This window comes from Janthinobacterium sp. HH106 (assembly GCF_001758725.1).
In the GTDB taxonomy this organism is placed as follows: domain Bacteria; phylum Pseudomonadota; class Gammaproteobacteria; order Burkholderiales; family Burkholderiaceae_D; genus Janthinobacterium.
The window spans coordinates 169361-186238 of sequence record NZ_LRIC01000056.1 but is presented as its reverse complement, the minus strand read 5'-3'; the positions used below and the strand labels follow the sequence as shown (position 1 = coordinate 186238).

Sequence of the window (16878 nt, the reverse complement as noted above, 5' to 3'; positions counted from 1 at the left end):
TCAGCCTGCCAGCGGCGCGCCCAGTTTGTCCTTGTAGATGCGGCCGTTCTTCATGATCAGCAGCAGGTTTTCTTCCGGCTGGGCGAGGAAATCGAGATTCTTCGCGGGGTCGCCCTCGGCCACCAGCAAGTCGGCCAGCGCGCCTGGCGCCAGCTTGCCCAAGGCGCCCGGGTAGGGCGCGCGCTGGCCGGACAGGGCCAGCAATTGTCCATTCTGCCCCGTCGCCTGCGCCAGCAGGGTCAGGGGATCGTAAAAGCGCGTGAGCTTGGCCAGCTGGCGGCCCTGGGTCGGCGTGTTTTTCGCGTTGAACAGGATATCCGTGCCCCAGCCCGTTTTGATGCCGTACTTTTGCGCCAGCGCATACGCCTTCACCGTGCCTTCCGAGACGATGGCCTGGCTGGCCTTGCGCGCCGCATCGGGGTAGACATTCGCATCCGCGTCTTGCAGGAACGGTTGCAAGCTCCACCACGTGCCCGCGTCGCGCATCATGCGCGCGGATTCGTCGTCGGCCAGCTGGCCGTGCTCGATGCTGCGCACGCCCGCGCGGATGGCGCGCTGTATGCCTTTCGGCGTGTAAACGTGGGCCATCACATAGGTGCCCCAGTCGGCGGCCGCTTCCACGCCGGCGCGCAGTTCGCGTTCCGAATATTGCGTGCTGTCGAGCGGGTCGTACATCGACGCGACCCCGCCGCCGGCCATCATCTTGATCTGCGTCGCGCCCAGCATCAGCTGCTCGCGCACGCGGCGCAGCACTTCCGCCTCGCCATCGGCGATCATGGCCATGCCCGCCGTTTCCGCCATGCCCAGCGGCGCGTTGGCCGCGCGGGGAATCTCCGAGCGCAGACGGAAGTCGCCATGGCCCGAGGTTTGCGAAATCATGGCGCCGGACGGGAAGATGCGCGGGCCGTCGACGATGCCTTCATCGATGGCGCGTTGCAATGCAAACGCGGGGCCGCCAGGATCGCGCACGGACGTGAATCCCCGCAGCAGGGTGCGCCGCGCTTCCTGCGCCGCCACCAGATATAAATAGCCGACGTCGGACGTCATGGCCGTCACCTGGCTGATGGCGGCCAGCATGGTGTGCCAGTGGGCGTCGATCAGGCCCGGCATCACCAGCTTGCCCTGGCAATCGATCACTTGCGCGCCCTCGACTTTTTCGCCGGCCGGCAGCAGGGCGGTAATCGTCGCCCCCGTCACCAGTACGTGGATGCCGGAACGGGGTGCCTTGCCCGTGCCGTCGAACAGGCGCAGATTGGTCAGCAATATGGGGCGCTCGGATGCTTGCGGCTGCTGGGCGATGGCGTTGCCGCTGGACAGGCCGAGGCCGATGAAGGGCGCCAGCATGGCGGCCGCGCCGCCGAGAAATTGCCGGCGCCGCATGTCTGCCATCACGCGCTGGTGCAGGATGGTGAAGACGGTGCCGCCGCAGTCGCAGGCGCGCGGCTTCAAGCCGCCCGTTTGCCAGGTGTCTGCCAGATGCTGCTCGTGTGCCAGGGCCATCGCGCCATCCTTTCATTGCTGCCGCGCCAGGAGCGTGACAGCAGATAAAGTTAATAATTAGTAACCATTGCCATTGAATGCCCGCAGCGGCGGCAAGTCAAGCGTGCACTTGCTTTGCGGAAAAAAATGTAGCATCGGCTGTTCAAGGTGCATGCTGGCCGCTATTTTCCCCTTCGCCCGCCGTGTAATCGACAAAGCCGTCGCGGCGGCAAAAGCTGGCCAGCTGCATGCCGGCCTGGCGCGCGATGCGGATGGCCAGCGAGGTGGGCGCCGAGATGGTGGCGACGAGCCCGATATGCATGCGCGCCGACTTGCGCACCAGTTCATAGCTGGCGCGGCTCGACAGGAAGACGAAGCCGTCGTGCATGGCGATGCGGTGCAGCGCCAGATAGCCGATCAGTTTATCGAGGCCGTTATGCCGGCCCACGTCCTCGAACACTTTCACGATGGCGCCCTCGGCCGTGCACCAGGCGGCCGCATGCACGCCGCCCGTCTTGTGCATCAACTCCTGGTAGGGCAGCAGTTCGCGCGCGGCCCGGCCGAGGATGGCGCTGCTGGCGACCAGCGGCGGCCGCGGCCGCGTAATTTTTTCCGGCACCAGGTCCAGCAGGGCCAGGCTTTCGATGCCGCACACGCCGCAACCCGTGCGCCCCGTCAACGCGCGGCGGCGGGCCTTGAGCTTGATCAAATCCGGCTGCGCGATGGTCAGCCGCACTTCCGCGCTGTCCGCGCCGCAGCACACGTCGAGGTCATAGATGTCGCGCACGCTGCCGACGATGCCCTCCGTCAAGGTAAAGCCGACGGCGAATTCCTCGAGGTCGCGTGGCGTGGCCATCATCACCGCGTGGGCGATGCCGTTGTAGACGAGGGCCACGGGATACTCCTCGGCCACCATGTCGTGGCCCGCCGTGGCCACGCCGGCCTGGTGGCGCACCATGGGCACTTCCAGGAAACCGTCGCGTTCGATGGTGGTGATGTCGCATTCCATGATGTATGTCCTCCAGTTAATCGATCTGATAGCGCGGGCAGGGCCGTATCGAGGGCGGCAGCGGGTCGCCGTTCAATTCCAGCAGCGAGCGTTCCGTTTCGCGCGTCATGGCGTTCAGGGCCAGGCAGTTGGGGGCCAGGCCGAACGGTTCGGCGATCTGCTGCGCGATGGCTTCCAGCGCGAACAGGGTGTAGGCGACGAAGACGGAAATGAGGGGCGTGGCCACGCCGATGGCGTCCACCAGGCCCAGCGGCAGTAAAAAACAGTACATGTAGACGGTGCGATGCACGAGCACGCCGTACGGATACGGAATCGGCGTGTTCTTGATGCGCTCGCAGCCGGCCACCGTGGCGGCCAGGTCGTTGAGCTGCGTGTCGAGCATCCACAGCAGCTGCGTCTGGCCCGGCTGGCGCTGCACGGCGTCGTGCAGCATGGCGCGCACCGCATGCAGTATGGCGATGGGCTTGAAGTTGACGCCCTGCAAGCGCTGCACGTCCTCGGCCGGCAGGTAGCGCGCCAGGTCTTGCTGCGGGTCCGTCCGGCGAAGCTGATGCTTGAGCGCATACACGAAGGCGATCAGGCGGCGCAGCAGCAACTCGCGGTCCAGGCCGCTCGTTTCCTGCGGCAAATACGTGAGCGCCTGCGAAGCGAGGGCCCGCGCGGCGATCAGCAATTGCCCCCAGATATGCCGCGCCTCGACGAAGCGGGCATAGCTGGCGTTGTTGCGAAAGCCAAGGAAGATCGCCAGGCTGATGCCGACCATGGGAAACGGCGCCGTATCGAGCGGAATCTTGACGCCGAAGATGCGGCCGTCCGTCAGCAAGGCCAGCGAACTGACGACCAGCATCAGCAGCAATTGCGGGATGATGGCTTGCAGCACCGAGCCGTTCCAGACGAACAGCATGCGGAACCAGTTGGTGGTAGGCCGAATGATCATGATCTGATGCCGCTCAATGCTTGCGGGGCACGACTTTGCCCTCGAAGACGTAGTACTGGAACAGGTTGTAGCCGATCATGATCGGCAGCATGGAACCCATGCCGATCAGCATGAAGATCAACGTCGGCTCATCGGACGCGGCTGCCGCGATGCTCAGCTTGCCCGGCACGAGGTCGGGGAAGAAGCTGATGGCCAGGCCCGCGAACGACGCCAGGAACAGCACGATGGCGCCGCGGAACGGCCCGCGCACGCCGTTCACGTGCACGGCCCACAGGATGTAGATGAAGGCGCTGGCGGCGATGGCGGCCAGGGCCAGCAGCACGCCGAACACGCCCGGCTGCGCCCAGCGGTCGTGGCCGATGGCGCTGAAGACCATGGTGCCGGCCGACAGCACGATGGCGGCCGCGACCGTCGCCAGCACGCTGGCCGTGGCGTAGCGGCGCGCTGCCGCTTCCAGCTGGCCGCCCGTCTTCTTGATCAGATAAGTGCTGCCCAACAGGCAATAACCAGCCACCACGCCCAGCGCCGTGCACGCCGTAAAGGTGCCGCTCAGCCAACCCGGCTGCAAGCCCGTGATAACCTCGCCCAGCACCACGCCCTGCGCCACGGCGGCCAAGAGGCTGCCCACGCCGAAGATCAGGTCCCACAGGCGTTTGTTGCCGGCCGCATGGCGGAACTCGATTGAGGCGCCGCGCATGATCAGGCTGGCGATCAGCAGCATGATGGGAATGTACAGCCCTTCCAGCAGGGTGGCGTAGGCGCTGGGAAAGGCGCCGAACAGGGCGCCGCCCACCACCACCAGCCAGGTTTCATTGGCGTCCCACGCGTGTTCGATCGACTGGAAGATCAGGTTGCGGTCCTGCTCGCGGCGCGTGAACAGGCTGAGGATGCCCACGCCCAGGTCGAAGCCGTCCGTGACCACGTAAAACACCAGCATCAGGCCGATCAGGCCGAACCAGGCGTTGCCCAGCATGGCATGCGAATTGATATCCATTACAAACTCCTTGATTGATGGGGGCGCATTTCAATACCCCGTGGCATGTGCGGCGTCCGGCAGGGGCAGCGCCAGATCCGGGCCTTGTTGCAGCCATTTCTTGGCGAACACGAAGAACGTGAGGAACAGCACGATGTAAAACACGAAGAACATCAGCATGCTGCCGGCCACGGCATGGGCCGCCACATCGGAGACGGCGTCGCGCGTGCGCAGCAGGCCGTACACGACCCATGGCTGGCGTCCCACCTCGCGCACGATCCAGCCGCACTCGACGGCGATGTAGGGCAGCGGTATCGTCAGCACCCAGGCCAGCAGCAGCTTGCGGTTGCGCACGAATTCCTGCACCCGGCCGCCCACCTTGCGCCAGGCGACGAAGGTCCAGAACGCCAGCAGCACGAACCACATGCCGATGCCGGCCATGGCGCGGAACGCGTAGTACAGCAGCGGCAGCATGGGCGGCTGGTCTGCGCGGGCGATGTCGGCCAGGCCCGTGATCTTGCCCGTGGCGCTATGCGTGGCGATCACGCTGAGCATGCCGGGTACTTCCAGCGACCAGTCATTCTTTTGTTCCGTCTGGTTGGGCCAGGCCAGCAGGGACCAGGCGGCACCCTCGCCATCGCGATTCGTGTGCCAGTGGCCTTCGATGGCCGCGCCCTTGGCGGGCTGGGTCTTGAAGACATCGACGCCGCTGGAGTCGCCCAGCCACACTTGCAACGGTGCGATGACCAGCAGCAGCATCAGCGCCAGCTTGAACGAGCGGGCGAAGAAGGCCGGCTCGCGGCGCTTGAACATATACCAGGCGGAAATGCCGGCGATGACGATCAAGCCCGTTTCCACGGCGGCCACCCACATGTGGCCCACGGCCCAGGCCATGTCGGGATTGAAGATGGCGGCCACGTAATCGGTGACGACGATCTTGCCGTCGACCACGCGCACGCCGGCCGGCGTCTGCATCCAGGAATTGGCGACCATGATCCAGAACGAGGAAATGCTGGAACCGAGCGCCACCATGCCGGTGGCAAACAGGTGCACGCCCTTCGGTACGCGGCCCCAGCCGAACATCATGACGCCGATGAAACCCGCTTCCAGCATGAAGGCCATGGCGCCCTCGAAGCCGAGGATGTTGCCGATGAACTGGCCCGAATGGTGCGAGAACGGCGCCCAGTTGGTGCCGAACTGGAATTCCAGGGGAATCCCGCTGACGACGCCGACGGCGAAGTTGAGCACCAGCAGCTTGCTCCAGAAGCGCGCGTGGCGGTAGTAGACGGGGTCGCTGGTGCGCAGCCACAGCGCCTCGACGACGAACAGGAACAGCGACAGGCTGATCGTCAAGATGGGCCACAGGATGTGAAAGATGGCCGTCATCGCAAATTGTGCGCGCGACAGGTCCAGGGTATCGAAACCGAACATGGCGTTCTCCTGTTCAGCTGGCGGCGGCCGAAGGCGCCAGCAGCACGGGGATGGATTTGAAGGTCGGCGTGCGCGAGCCTTCGCCCACGCTGCCCAGCGGCACCAGCGGATTGGTTTCCGGGTAGTAGGCGCCGATGCAGCCGCGCGGAATGTCGTACTCGACCAGCAGGAAGCGGTCGGCGCGGCGTTCGATGCCGTCATGCCACACGCCGATCAGGTCGACCCAGTCGCCGGCCGCAAAGCCCAGCATGGCCAGGTCGTCCTTGTTGATGAAGACGACCCGGCGCTGGCCGAACACGCCGCGGTAGCGGTCGTCCATGGCGTAGATCGTCGTGTTGTACTGGTCGTGCGAACGCGTCGTCATCAGCACCATCAGGCGCTCGCCGTATTGCTGGCGAGCGCGGTGGATCGGCGTATCGCGTTCCACGGCGTTGACGAGGAATTGCGCCTTGCCGCTTGCCGTCTTCCACACGCGTTCGCGCGAGGCGATTTTCAGGTGGAAACCGCCCGGCTTGGCGATGCGCAAGTTGTAGTCGAAAAAGTCATCGAATACTTGCTCGATGGAGTCGCGCAGCAGCGCATAGTTGCCGGAAAAGCGCAGCCAGTCGATCTTCTCGCTGCCCACGGTCGCCTGCGCCATGCCGGCCACGATGGCGATTTCCGAGCGCAGATTGGGCGAGGCGGGCTGGTTCATGCCGAACGAGATGTGCACCATGCTCATCGAGTCTTCCACCGTCACGCCTTGCGCCACGCCGCCCTGCACGTCGATTTCCGTGCGGCCCAGCGTAGGCAAGATCAGCGCATCCTTGCCGTGCACGAGGTGGCTGCGGTTGAGCTTGGTGGCGATGTGCACCGTCAGGTCGCACGAACGCAGCGCGTCCCAGGTGCGCGGCGTGTCCGGCGTGGCCATCGAGAAATTGCCACCGAGCGCGACAAACACTTTCACTTTTTTCTCCAGCATGGCTTTGATGGTGCCGACGGCGTCGTAGCCGTGGTGGCGCGGCGGCTCGAAGTTGAAGACCAGGCCCAGGCGGTCGAGGAATTCCTTGGTCGGCTGTTCCTCGATGCCCATGGTGCGGTCGCCCTGCACGTTCGAGTGGCCGCGCACGGGGCACAGGCCCGCGCCGCGCTTGCCGATATTGCCGCGCATCATCATCAAGTTCGACAGGATCTGCACGGTGGCCAGCGAATTCTTGTGCTGCGTCACGCCCATGCCCCAGGTCGCGATGACGGCCTTGCCTTTGATATAGATCTGCGTGAGTTCCTCGATCTTGTCGCGTGCGACGCCCGATTCGGCGATCAGCAAGTCCCAGCTTTCCGCGCGCAGGTCGGTGGCGAAGGCGTCGAAGCCGCTCGTGTGTTCGGCGATGAAGGCGCAGTCGAGCACGCGCTCCTGGCCGTGGGCGACGGCGTCATCATCGAGCTCGACGACGCGCTTGGCCATGGCCTTGATCAGCGCGAAGTCGCCGCCCAGGGTGGGGCAGATGAACAGCGAGCAGATATTCGTGCTGCCGCCCGTCAGCATTTCCAGCGGATGCTGCGGGCTGGTGAAACGTTCCAGGCCCCGTTCGTGCAGCGGGTTGATGGAGACGATGGTGGCGCCGCGGCGCGACGCTTCGCGCAATTCGCCGAGCATGCGCGGGTGGTTGGTGGCGGGGTTCTGGCCGAACAGCAGCAGGGTATCCGCATGCTCGAAGTCGTCCAGCAGCACCGTGCCCTTGCCGATACCCACCGTTTCCGGCAAGCCGCGGCTCGTCGCTTCGTGGCACAGGTTGGAACAGTCGGGGAAGTTGTTGGTGCCATAGGCGCGCACGAACAGTTGATAGAGAAACGCCGCCTCGTTGCTGGCGCGGCCCGACGTGTAGAAGGCGGCCTGGTTCGGGTCGTCCAGCGCGTGCAAATGGTGCGCCACGAGGGCGAACGCATCGTCCCAGGCTATCGCCTGGTATTTGTCGCTGGCCGCGTCGTAGACCATGGGGTCCGTCAAGCGGCCATGTTGTTCCAGATCATAGTCCGACTGCTCCATCAGTTCCGTGACCGTGTGCTCCTGGAAAAACTCGGGACGCACGCGCTTGCTCGTCGATTCGGCCGCCACGGCCTTGACGCCGTTTTCGCAGAATTCGAACGTCGATGCGTGTTCGCGGTCGGGCCAGGCGCAGCCGGGACAGTCGAAGCCGTCCGGCTGGTTTTGCTCGAACAGCGAACGGTAATTGCCCGCGCTGACTTTCTCCTTGAACAGGTTGATGGCCACGTACTTGAGTGCTCCCCAGCCGGCCGCGGCATGGGTGTAGGGCGCGATGCGCGCGTCGGACTTTGGCTTGCTCATGATGACTCTCCTGATGATATGCGATGGGACAATCACATGGTAGGGGCGGCGGACTGTCCCGTAGGCGCACAGTTTCGGACAAAAAAACAGAGTACAGATGGCAAGATGACGATGCCGGTCGCGCCGGCGCCGGCGCTGATTTATGATGTGGACAAGGAGAAAAACATGCATAAGGAAGACAAGGAAGACGGCATCGACGCGGCGCTGATAGCGCTGCTGGCGCTGCTGTGGGAGGCGCGACAGGAGGCGCCCGAGAAACCGTGGTCGCTGGCCAAGCTGGCCAAGCGGGCAGGGGTACAGATGAGCACCTTGCTGCGCCAGCTCAATGCGCTGTCCAGCGCGCAACTGGTGAGCGTGACGACGGCGGAGAGCGGCGGCGGCAGTGCATCCTTGAGCGCGGCGGGCGCCGAGCTGTGCGCCAGCATGTTCGCGCCGCCGCCGGCAGAGTAAAGCCGCATCTGTACTCTATCGGCTGGCGCCGGACTGTACCTCCTTGCGACCTGCCTTCGGGCTTATGCTGGACCCTGACGAATGTACATCAAGGGGGAAGCACAATGAATACCATCCTGTATCCGCAGCCGGCGCTCCGGCAGCCAGACCATATCGCACCCTGCGTGGACATGCTGGGCCGCCCCCTGACGGACTTGCGCATTTCCGTCATCGACCAGTGCAACTTCCGCTGCACGTATTGCATGCCGGCCGAGCTGTACCCCAGCGATTACCCGTTTCTGCCATCGAGCGAGCGCCTGTCTTTCGACCAGATCGAGACGATGGCGCGCGCCTTCGTTCGCCTGGGCGTCGATAAAATCCGCATCACGGGCGGCGAGCCGCTGCTGCGCAAGAATCTGGAACAGCTGATCGAGCGCCTGGCGCGGCTCACCACGCCGGATGGGCGCGCCGTGAGCATCGCGCTGACGACGAATGGCAGCTTGCTGGCGGCCAAGGCGCGTTCGCTGAAGGAGGCGGGCCTGGGCCGGGTCACCGTCAGCCTCGACAGTCTGGATAATGGCATTTTCCAGCGCATGAACGGCGTCGACTTTCCCGTCGAAAAAGTGCTGCACGGGATTGAGGTAGCGCAGGCCGTCGGCTTGCATCCCGTGAAGGTCAACATGGTCGTGCAGAAAGGCGTCAACGACAGCCAGATCGTGCCGCTGGCGCGCCATTTCCGCCACACGGGCGTGATCCTGCGCCTGATCGAATTCATGGACGTGGGCGGCATCGGCGCCTGGTCGCGCACGCACGTCGTCACGTCGGACGCGGCGCGCGCGCTGATCGCGGCAGAATTTCCCCTCGTGCCGCTGGGCGAAGGCAAGCCGATCCTGCACGAGACGGCCAGCCGCTACAGTTATCTCGATGGCGGCGGCGAAGTGGGTTTCATTTCCAGCGTGTCGCAGCCGTTCTGCGGCGACTGCAGCCGCGTGCGCGTGTCGTCCGATGGCAAGCTGTTTACCTGCCTGTTCGCCCAGGACGGCCTCGACCTGCGACCCCATCTGGATACCGAGCAAGGGCTGGAAACCGTGCTGCGCCGGCACTGGCAGCGCCGTGGCGACCGCTACTCGGAAGTGCGCGGCGCGCTGGCCCAGGCCGGCGGCGCCCAGCGCAAGCAGTATCCCACCGTGCGCATGTCGCTGGTGGGCGGGTGAATGGTCTACAAGAATTCGGTGATCAGTTTGCCGAGCAGGATGATCGCCTGTTCCACGTCCACGCTCCACGGATAGCTGTAGTTGAGGCGTATGCAATGCTTGTAGGCTTGGCTGACGGAAAACATGCGCCCCGGGCCCACCGTGATCCGGCATTCCAGCGCGCGCCGGTACAGCTGCATCGAATCCACGTTGCCGGGCAACTCCACCCACAGCACGTAGCCGCCCTGCGGTTGCGAGACTTTGGTGCCAGCAGGAAAGAAGCGCAGCACGGCGGCCGCCATGATGCGCGCCTGCTGGGCGTAGGCCTTGCGGGTGCGGCGCAGATGCTGTTCGTAGCCATCGTTTTGCAGGTATTCGGCGATGGCCAGTTGCGGAAACGAGGACGTGGCCAGGGTGTTGAGGAATTTGAGTTCCTCCACCTTGCCCCGGTAGCGCCCGGCCAGCGCCCAGCCCACACGCTGGGCCGAGCTGAGGCTCTTGGAAAACGAGGAACAGTGCAGCACCAGGCCCTTGCGGTCGTAGGACTTGAGCGAGGACGGGTGGGCGTCGCCGTAATACAGTTCGTTGTAGACCCCGTTTTCGATGGCGGGCACGTCGTGCTGTTCCAGCAGCTGATACAGCGCGCGCTTGCGCTGGTCGGACATCTGGAAGCCCAGGGGATTCTGGAAGTTCGGCATCACCATGACGGCGGCGATCGGTTGCCGGGCCATGATGTCGGCCAGCGCTTCGATGCTGATGCCGTCGTACGGATCGGTGGAGATTTCCACCACCTTCATGCCCAGCCGTTCGACGGCCATCAGCATGGCATAGAAGGTGGGCGACTCGACGGCGATGGTGTCGCCCGGCCGGGCCACGGCTTGCAGGCACAGGTTGATCGCTTCCGTGGCGCCCACGGTGACGATGATTTCGTCGGGATCGACGGCCAGGCCGTTTTCCATGTAGCGGCGGGCGATTTCGCGGATCAGCTGCGGGTTGCCCGGCGGCAGGTCGTCCGTCATGTTCCACTCGCGGTTGCGGCGCGCCACGGCGCCCGCATACTGATTGATGCGTTCCCAGGGAAACAGCGAAGGGTCGGGGTAGGGCGAGCCCAGCGGGATGGCGTCGTGCAAGCCGATCGAGCGCAGGGTCGACAGCACCAGGCGGCTGACGTGCACTTCGGCAGGCACGGTGCTCGGCTGGGAGGCTTGCATGCACAGGTCGGCCGGCTGTGCATCGCCGTCGGCGCGGGGCCGCACGAAGTAGCCGGACTGGGGCCGGCTTTCGATCACGCCCATGCTTTCCAGCTTGACGTAGGCGCGCAGCACCGTGGTGATGCTCAGCTTGTGCTGCTGGCTGGTCTGGCGCACGGAGGGTATGCGTTCGCCGGGCAAGAGCACGCCCTTGGTCACCAGTTGCTCGATGTCGCTGACGAGCTTTTCATACAATTTCATTGGTATCCATTCTTGAATCTTGCTCTACGTCATTGCATTATCGTCCAATTTATGACGACCTATAGTTACAATTATCGCATGTTGCCTAAATGAAACTCCCAGGCTGCACTTCTGGTTTAATATCCATAGAGAAAACTAAAAGAGGAACATCTGTCATGGCAATTCCACAAAGCATGCTGTCTGTCGTCGCGCGCGACGAAGTACATTTGCAGTTCAATGTGAAGGCCGGCGTTGAACCGGAGCAGCTGTTCAGGGTGTTGGGCAAACTGTGGGAATCCGAGGTCACGGGCATCCTGGATCCCACCCTGAACCGCCACCATCAGTTAACAGGCGGCACGGCCAATGTGGTGCTGGGATTCAAGCCCGAGCTGTGGCGCGCCGCTTGCCCCGACTGCGTGCCGGACAACATGGCATCGTTCGCGCAAGACCTCGTGGGCGCCAATGGCAAGACGGCGCCGGCTACCCAGCACGATTTCTGGGTCTGGATCACGCAATCGAACGCGGCCACCCTGTACGACAGCATGCGCACGACGCTCACCTTGCTGAGCCCTTACGCCGAGCTGGCCAGCGAGCAGGTGTGTTTTCCGTATCACAATAACGTGACCTTCGACGGCTTTGCCGACGGCGTCGCGAATCCGAATCCGTTCCGCGCCAACGGCGTGGCCATCATCCCGGACGGCGAGGCGGGCGCGGGCGGCTCCACCGTGCTGCTGCAGAAATGGCGCATGGACGTGGAGCGCCTGCGCGCCTTGCCCGTGCACGCGGCGGAGCAGGTGTGGGGCCGCACCAAGGCCGGCAGCCATGAATTGTCGCCGCTGCCCGTCGATTCCCACGTGGGCCGCAACCAGTTTATCCGCGATGGCGAGGAGGTCGATATCGTGCGCCGCAATGCCAATTACGCCAATGCGACCGAGGCGGGCGTCATGTTTGTCGGTTTCTGCAAGGACATCACGGTGACCATGGGCATGCTGCGGCAAATGTACGGCGTAGGCTATGATGGCGTCACCAAGACGGACAGGCTGCTGGATTTTTCCACGGCGCTGTCGTCGGCGATCTATTTCGTGCCCAGCATCGACGCCTTGCTGGCCGTGGGTATTTCGCCGGCGGATCCCGGCTAAGGGCCGCCCCGGCGGTCCCTATTTTTACTTAACTAGGAGTTTTCCATGCGTATTCGTCCCGCCACACTGCTGTCCACCTTGATACTGGGCAGCGCCGTCTTCAGCGCTTCCGCTTCCGCCGTCGGCCTGGGTTTCCTGGCCGATACGCCGATGGCTTACCTGAACAAGAACGACAAGCCCGTCTTCGTGAAAGCCGTCACCGACGTGCTCAACGACAAGAAGGATGGCGAAACCGTGCAATGGAGCAATGAAGGCTTGCGCAATTCCGTGCGCATCGCCGCCGACATCACGGCCAGCGACACGGAAAAGACGGACGCGCAAACCTGCCGCAAGGTGCAGGTGGGCTTGAACGCCAAGGGCCAGGAACAGACCCTCAAGCTGAAAGTCTGCAAGGCTGGCACGGCCGCGTGGAAAGTGGCGAAGAGCTGATCGTCCGTGTTTTCCTTGCCGGTCCTGCGCCGGCAAGGTGACGACTTTCTCATAGGTGAGTCTGGCAGCGGTTAGAATCACGTTTTACCCTTACTTTTCTCACCTGCATGCAGCAAAGTCGCCTCCTGTTCTTCCGCCTGGCCGGCCAGTTTCGCCGCTATGGCGCCATCGTTGCCGCCACTTTGCTGGCCGTGGGCGTGGCGTCCGCCACCGATGTGTTGTTAATCCGCCAGTTGCAAAACGTCGTCGACGCCATGCGCACGACGGCCAGCACGCAGGTCGCGCCCGTGTCCGGCGTGATGGGCATGCTGCAGGGCTGGGTCGACCGTTTCTTGCCGGCACAGGCGGGACAGGTGGATCTGTGGGTGATTCCCGCCACCATCCTGGGCCTGGCCGTGCTGCGCATGGTGTCGAGCTTTGCCGGCGATTACGGTTCCGTTTGGCTATCGAGCCGGGTGCAGGCCGATTTGCGCGAAAAGATGTTCGCCACCATCATGCGCCTGCCCAGCCGCTTTTTCGACACCACCACCACCAGCCTGACGCAGTCGCGCGTGGCCTTCGACGCCAGCCAGGTGTCGCAGGCGGGCTTGAACGTGCTCAACGTGATGGTGCGCGATTCCGTCGCCACCGTCGGCTACCTGATTTTATTGTTCAGCATCGACGTGAAACTGGCCCTGTTCTGCATGGCCTCGATGCCCATCGTCGCCATCGTCGTGACCCTGGCGGGACGGCGCATGCGCCACCTGAGCAAGAGTTCGCAGCAAGCCGTGGGCGAGCTGACGTCCGTGCTCGATGAAAGCATCGGCGGCCAGCGCGTGGTGAAAATCTTCGGCGGGCAGGACTATGAACAGGCGCGCTTCGGCAACGTCGTCAAGCGCAACCGCCAGCTGGCCGTCAAGCACGCGGCCACCTCGGCCATGAATTCCGGCTTCATCATGATGCTCGTCGGCATTACCCTGTCGTCCGTGATTTATTTCGCCATGCTGCGCGCGCAAAGCGGCGCCATCACGCCGGGCGCTTTTGTTGCCTTCATGGGCGCGCTGATGGCCATGCAGTCGCCGATCAAGAATTTAACGAAAATCAATGAGCCGCTGCAGCGGGGCCTGGCTGCGGCCGAGTCCGTCTTCGGTTTGATCGACACGCCGCTGGAACCGGACCCGGGCACCATCGCCCCGGCCGCCGTGCAGGGCAATCTGTCTCTGCAGAACGTGCACTTCCGCTACAACAGCGACGATCCCGATGCGCCCACGGCCTTGAGCGATATCACGCTCGACATCCGCGCCGGCGAAACGGTGGCCCTGGTGGGCGGCTCCGGCGGCGGCAAGACGACCTTGCTGGGCCTGCTGCCGCGCTTCTATGACGTCAGCGGCGGCCGGATCCTGCTCGACGGCGTCGACGTGCGCGACTACGCCTTGCTGGCCCTGCGGCGCCAGTTCGCCCTCGTCAGCCAGGATGTGATCCTGTTCAACGACACGATGGCGGCGAATATCGCGTATGGCGACCCGGCCCCGGACATGGCCCGCATCGAAGCGTCGGCGCGCGCCGCGTATGCGCACGACTTCATCATGCAGCTGCCGCAAGGCTACGCGACCCAGGCGGGCCAGAACGGTTCGCGCCTGTCGGGCGGGCAACGCCAGCGCCTGGCCATCGCGCGCGCGCTGTACAAGGATGCGCCGATCCTGCTGCTCGATGAAGCGACCAGCGCGCTGGACACGGAGTCGGAGCGCTCCGTGCAGGCGGCGCTGGAAGTGCTGATGCGCAACCGCACCACCATCGTCATCGCCCACCGCTTATCCACCATCGAAAGCGCCGACCGCATCGTCGTCATGCAGGGCGGGCGCCTGGTCGAGTCGGGCAGCCATGCCGCCTTGCTGCAGCAGGGCGGCGCGTATGCACGGCTGCATGCGAGCCAGTTGTCGCCCGTCAAGGATGGCGCGGGCTAAGGCCAGGCGCCGCCGCATGCGCCCACGCCGGGGCCGGACCAGCAGGTCCGGCCTTTTTTTATGGTGGCGCGGCAATCGTGCCCACGGCGCGCGGCGCTTGCCTTTATGATGCTGGCCGTAAGGCAACATGAACAATGGAGCAACATGACGAATCAACAGGCGAAGCGCTGGCTGCTGGCCGCCGCACTGGGCATGAGCGCGGCCATGCCGCTGGCGGCACAGGAAGCGGAGCCGCTACGGCAGACGGCGCAGGCAATGGACGAGAGCAAGGACCACACCATGTATCTGGATGAAAATTTCATGCCCAGCAATCAGCGCCGTGCCGCGTATGCGCTGCGCACGCCGCCCGTGCGCGACGAGTCGCTGGGCGCCTGGCATGTGCGGCTCGAATTTCCCGACACGCCGGGCGTGCTGGCCTTTGAAACCTATGCCACGGACCTGGACCTGAGCCAGATCAGGTTCGTGCGTTTTCGCAAGTCCTACTACGAGAATGGCCAGCTGCTGCGCGAAACCTACTTCAATGCCCAGGGCGAGGAGCTGCCGGGCGGCTGCGTGTACTTCGAGAATGGCCAGATCCAGCAGAAGGTCACGCCGCTGCCGAACGGGCGCGACAGCATCTCGGAAACGTATCACAAGAACGGCCAATTGATGAGCCGCACGCTGTACCACGGCGACGAGATGGCCGATGGCGAGCACGTGTCGTATGGCGCGAATGGCGCCGTCAGCAACCGCTCGTATCGCCGCAATGGCCAGATGGATGGCGTGGAGGAATCGTTTTATCCGGATGGCAAACTGTTCCGAAGGGGACGGCACGTCGATGGCCAGCGCGAGGGCGAGTTTGTCATGCTTGCCGAGGACGGCAAGGTGCTGGCCCGGACCGTCTGGGTGCACGGCCAGCCCGACGGCTGGTCGTTTGAAAGCCATGGCAATGGCGTCGTGTCGAACAAGACGCTGTACCAGAAGGGTGCCGTGCTCAGCTTGCAAACGTGGGCCCCGAATGGCCGGCCCGTGTTTGCGTGGCAGAAAGACGCGCAGGGGCGCGACCATGGCGACACGACCGACTGGCATGCCAACGGCGTGCGCGCCAGCGTGACCCCGTTTGTCGAAGGCCAGCGCCACGGCTTGCTGCAGACCTGGTACAGCGATGGCAGCCTGCGGCAGATCGTGCCGTATGAACATGGCAAGAAGCACGGCATCGAGCGCCAGTGGGACAAGACGGGCAAGCTGGTGCTGGAGCAGGCGTGGCACGATGGCCAGCCGGTGGCCGCGCAGTAGGGGGGCGGCATGCGGTATGCACAGAAAATGCGCCTGGCGCTGCTGGCAGCGCTCATGACGGTGCTGCCGCTGGCGGCGCAGGCGCAGGCGCAGGCGCCGGCTCGCGGCACGTCGTTCTATGACAACGGCCAGCTCAAGCAAAAGGTGACCGTGCTGCCGAACGGGCGCGACCGTATTGTCGAGTCTTACCATGAGAATGGCCAGCTGATGAACCGCATCCGCTACCACGGCCAGCAAATGGCCGATGGCGAGTATGTGTCGTATGGCCCGAATGGCAAGGTAAGCAGCCGCGCCTTCCTGAAAGGCGGCAGGATGCATGGGCTGCAGCAAGTGTTTTACGCCGACGGCAAGCTGTTCCAGCGCAGCCATTTCATCCATGACCAGCAGGATGGCGAGGCCGTCACCTTGGCGCCCGACGGCAAGGTAGTCGCCAGCACGATGTGGCGCCATGGCGAGCCCGACGGCTGGTCGTTCGATAGCCATGACAATGGCCAGCTGGCGCAGAGAGCGCTGTACCGCAAGGGCAAGCTGCTGAGCATGCAAAAGTGGGGCAGCAATGGCCAGCCGACCGTTGCCTGGCAGCAGGATGCCCAAGGGCGCGAGCAGGGCGACCTGATGGAGTGGCACGATAACGGCGTGCGCGCCAGTGTCACGCCCATGCGCGACGGCCAGCGCCACGGCTTGGTCCAAAGCTGGTACAGCGATGGCAGCCTGCGGCAGATCGTGCCGTATGAGCACGGCAAGAAGCATGGCATCGAGCGCCAGTGGGACCAGGCCGGCAAGCTGGTGCTGGAACAGGCATGGCAGGCTGGAGAGCCAGTAACAAGCAGTTAGTAGCGGACCGCCATTGCAGGTATCATGCAGGGATTCCGGCCCGCCAGCAGG

14 protein-coding genes are annotated in these 16878 nt (G+C 64.3%); 7 read left to right on the top strand and 7 right to left on the bottom strand.

Annotation, left to right across the window (positions count from 1 at the left end):
- The 6 genes from JAB8_RS21805 to JAB8_RS21780 all read right to left on the bottom strand — a co-directional run bounded on the left by JAB8_RS21805 (nt 1) and on the right by JAB8_RS21780 (nt 8155).
- Nucleotides 1–1500 (bottom strand): amidohydrolase family protein, encoded by a 1500-nt coding sequence (locus JAB8_RS21805; protein ID WP_070291376.1) that lies wholly within the window; start codon nt 1498–1500, stop codon nt 1–3.
- Between the two features lie 142 nt (nt 1501–1642).
- Nucleotides 1643–2437, bottom strand: coding sequence for a formate dehydrogenase accessory sulfurtransferase FdhD (gene fdhD, locus JAB8_RS21800; protein WP_139143133.1), 795 nt, complete (start codon nt 2435–2437; stop codon nt 1643–1645).
- Nucleotides 2438–2504: 67 nt separating this feature from the next.
- Nucleotides 2505–3425, bottom strand: a complete 921-nt coding sequence (locus JAB8_RS21795) for a bestrophin family ion channel (RefSeq protein ID WP_070291374.1) — start codon at nt 3423–3425, stop codon at nt 2505–2507.
- 13 nt (nt 3426–3438) lie between these two features.
- Nucleotides 3439–4419, bottom strand: a complete 981-nt coding sequence (locus tag JAB8_RS21790; RefSeq protein ID WP_070291373.1) for a cytochrome d ubiquinol oxidase subunit II — start codon at nt 4417–4419, stop codon at nt 3439–3441.
- 30 nt (nt 4420–4449) lie between these two features.
- Entirely contained in the window at nt 4450–5829 is a 1380-nt protein-coding gene (locus JAB8_RS21785) for a cytochrome ubiquinol oxidase subunit I (protein ID WP_070291372.1), read from the bottom strand.
- Nucleotides 5830–5842: 13 nt separating this feature from the next.
- Nucleotides 5843–8155, bottom strand: a complete 2313-nt coding sequence (locus JAB8_RS21780; protein ID WP_070291371.1) for an FdhF/YdeP family oxidoreductase — start codon at nt 8153–8155, stop codon at nt 5843–5845.
- A 165-nt stretch (nt 8156–8320) separates the two neighbouring features.
- On the opposite strand from JAB8_RS21780, the gene JAB8_RS21775 reads away from it, so the two are divergent.
- Together JAB8_RS21775 and moaA are read left to right on the top strand one after the other, a co-directional pair.
- On the top strand, nt 8321–8605 hold the full coding sequence (locus JAB8_RS21775; RefSeq protein WP_070291419.1) for a hypothetical protein: 285 nt from the start codon (nt 8321–8323) through the stop codon (nt 8603–8605).
- Nucleotides 8606–8709: 104 nt separating this feature from the next.
- On the top strand, nt 8710–9798 hold the full coding sequence (gene moaA, locus JAB8_RS21770; RefSeq protein ID WP_083287843.1) for a GTP 3',8-cyclase MoaA: 1089 nt from the start codon (nt 8710–8712) through the stop codon (nt 9796–9798).
- Nucleotides 9799–9803: 5 nt separating this feature from the next.
- Here the strand turns inward: moaA and JAB8_RS21765 are convergent, their stop codons facing one another.
- Entirely contained in the window at nt 9804–11228 is a 1425-nt protein-coding gene (locus JAB8_RS21765; RefSeq protein WP_070291370.1) for a PLP-dependent aminotransferase family protein, read from the bottom strand.
- 155 nt (nt 11229–11383) lie between these two features.
- Between JAB8_RS21765 and JAB8_RS21760 the strand changes: the two genes are divergently transcribed.
- From JAB8_RS21760 to JAB8_RS21740, 5 genes are all read left to right on the top strand, one after another.
- A complete protein-coding gene (locus JAB8_RS21760; RefSeq protein ID WP_175445227.1) occupies nt 11384–12346 on the top strand; it encodes a Dyp-type peroxidase in 963 nt (320 codons plus the stop codon).
- Nucleotides 12347–12391: 45 nt separating this feature from the next.
- The gene (locus tag JAB8_RS21755) at nt 12392–12775 is read left to right on the top strand and encodes a hypothetical protein (protein ID WP_070224881.1); all 384 of its coding nucleotides are present in this window, start codon (nt 12392–12394) and stop codon (nt 12773–12775) included.
- Between the two features lie 107 nt (nt 12776–12882).
- Nucleotides 12883–14718 carry a lipid A export permease/ATP-binding protein MsbA gene (gene msbA, locus JAB8_RS21750; protein ID WP_070291368.1) on the top strand — a complete coding sequence of 612 codons (1836 nt, stop codon included), beginning with the start codon at nt 12883–12885 and terminating at the stop codon, nt 14716–14718.
- A 144-nt stretch (nt 14719–14862) separates the two neighbouring features.
- The gene (locus tag JAB8_RS21745) at nt 14863–15993 is read left to right on the top strand and encodes a toxin-antitoxin system YwqK family antitoxin (RefSeq protein WP_070291367.1); all 1131 of its coding nucleotides are present in this window, start codon (nt 14863–14865) and stop codon (nt 15991–15993) included.
- 9 nt (nt 15994–16002) lie between these two features.
- Nucleotides 16003–16827: a toxin-antitoxin system YwqK family antitoxin gene (locus JAB8_RS21740; protein ID WP_139143126.1), complete on the top strand. Its 825-nt coding sequence runs from the start codon at nt 16003–16005 to the stop codon at nt 16825–16827.
- The last annotated feature ends 51 nt before the right edge of the window (nt 16828–16878 follow it).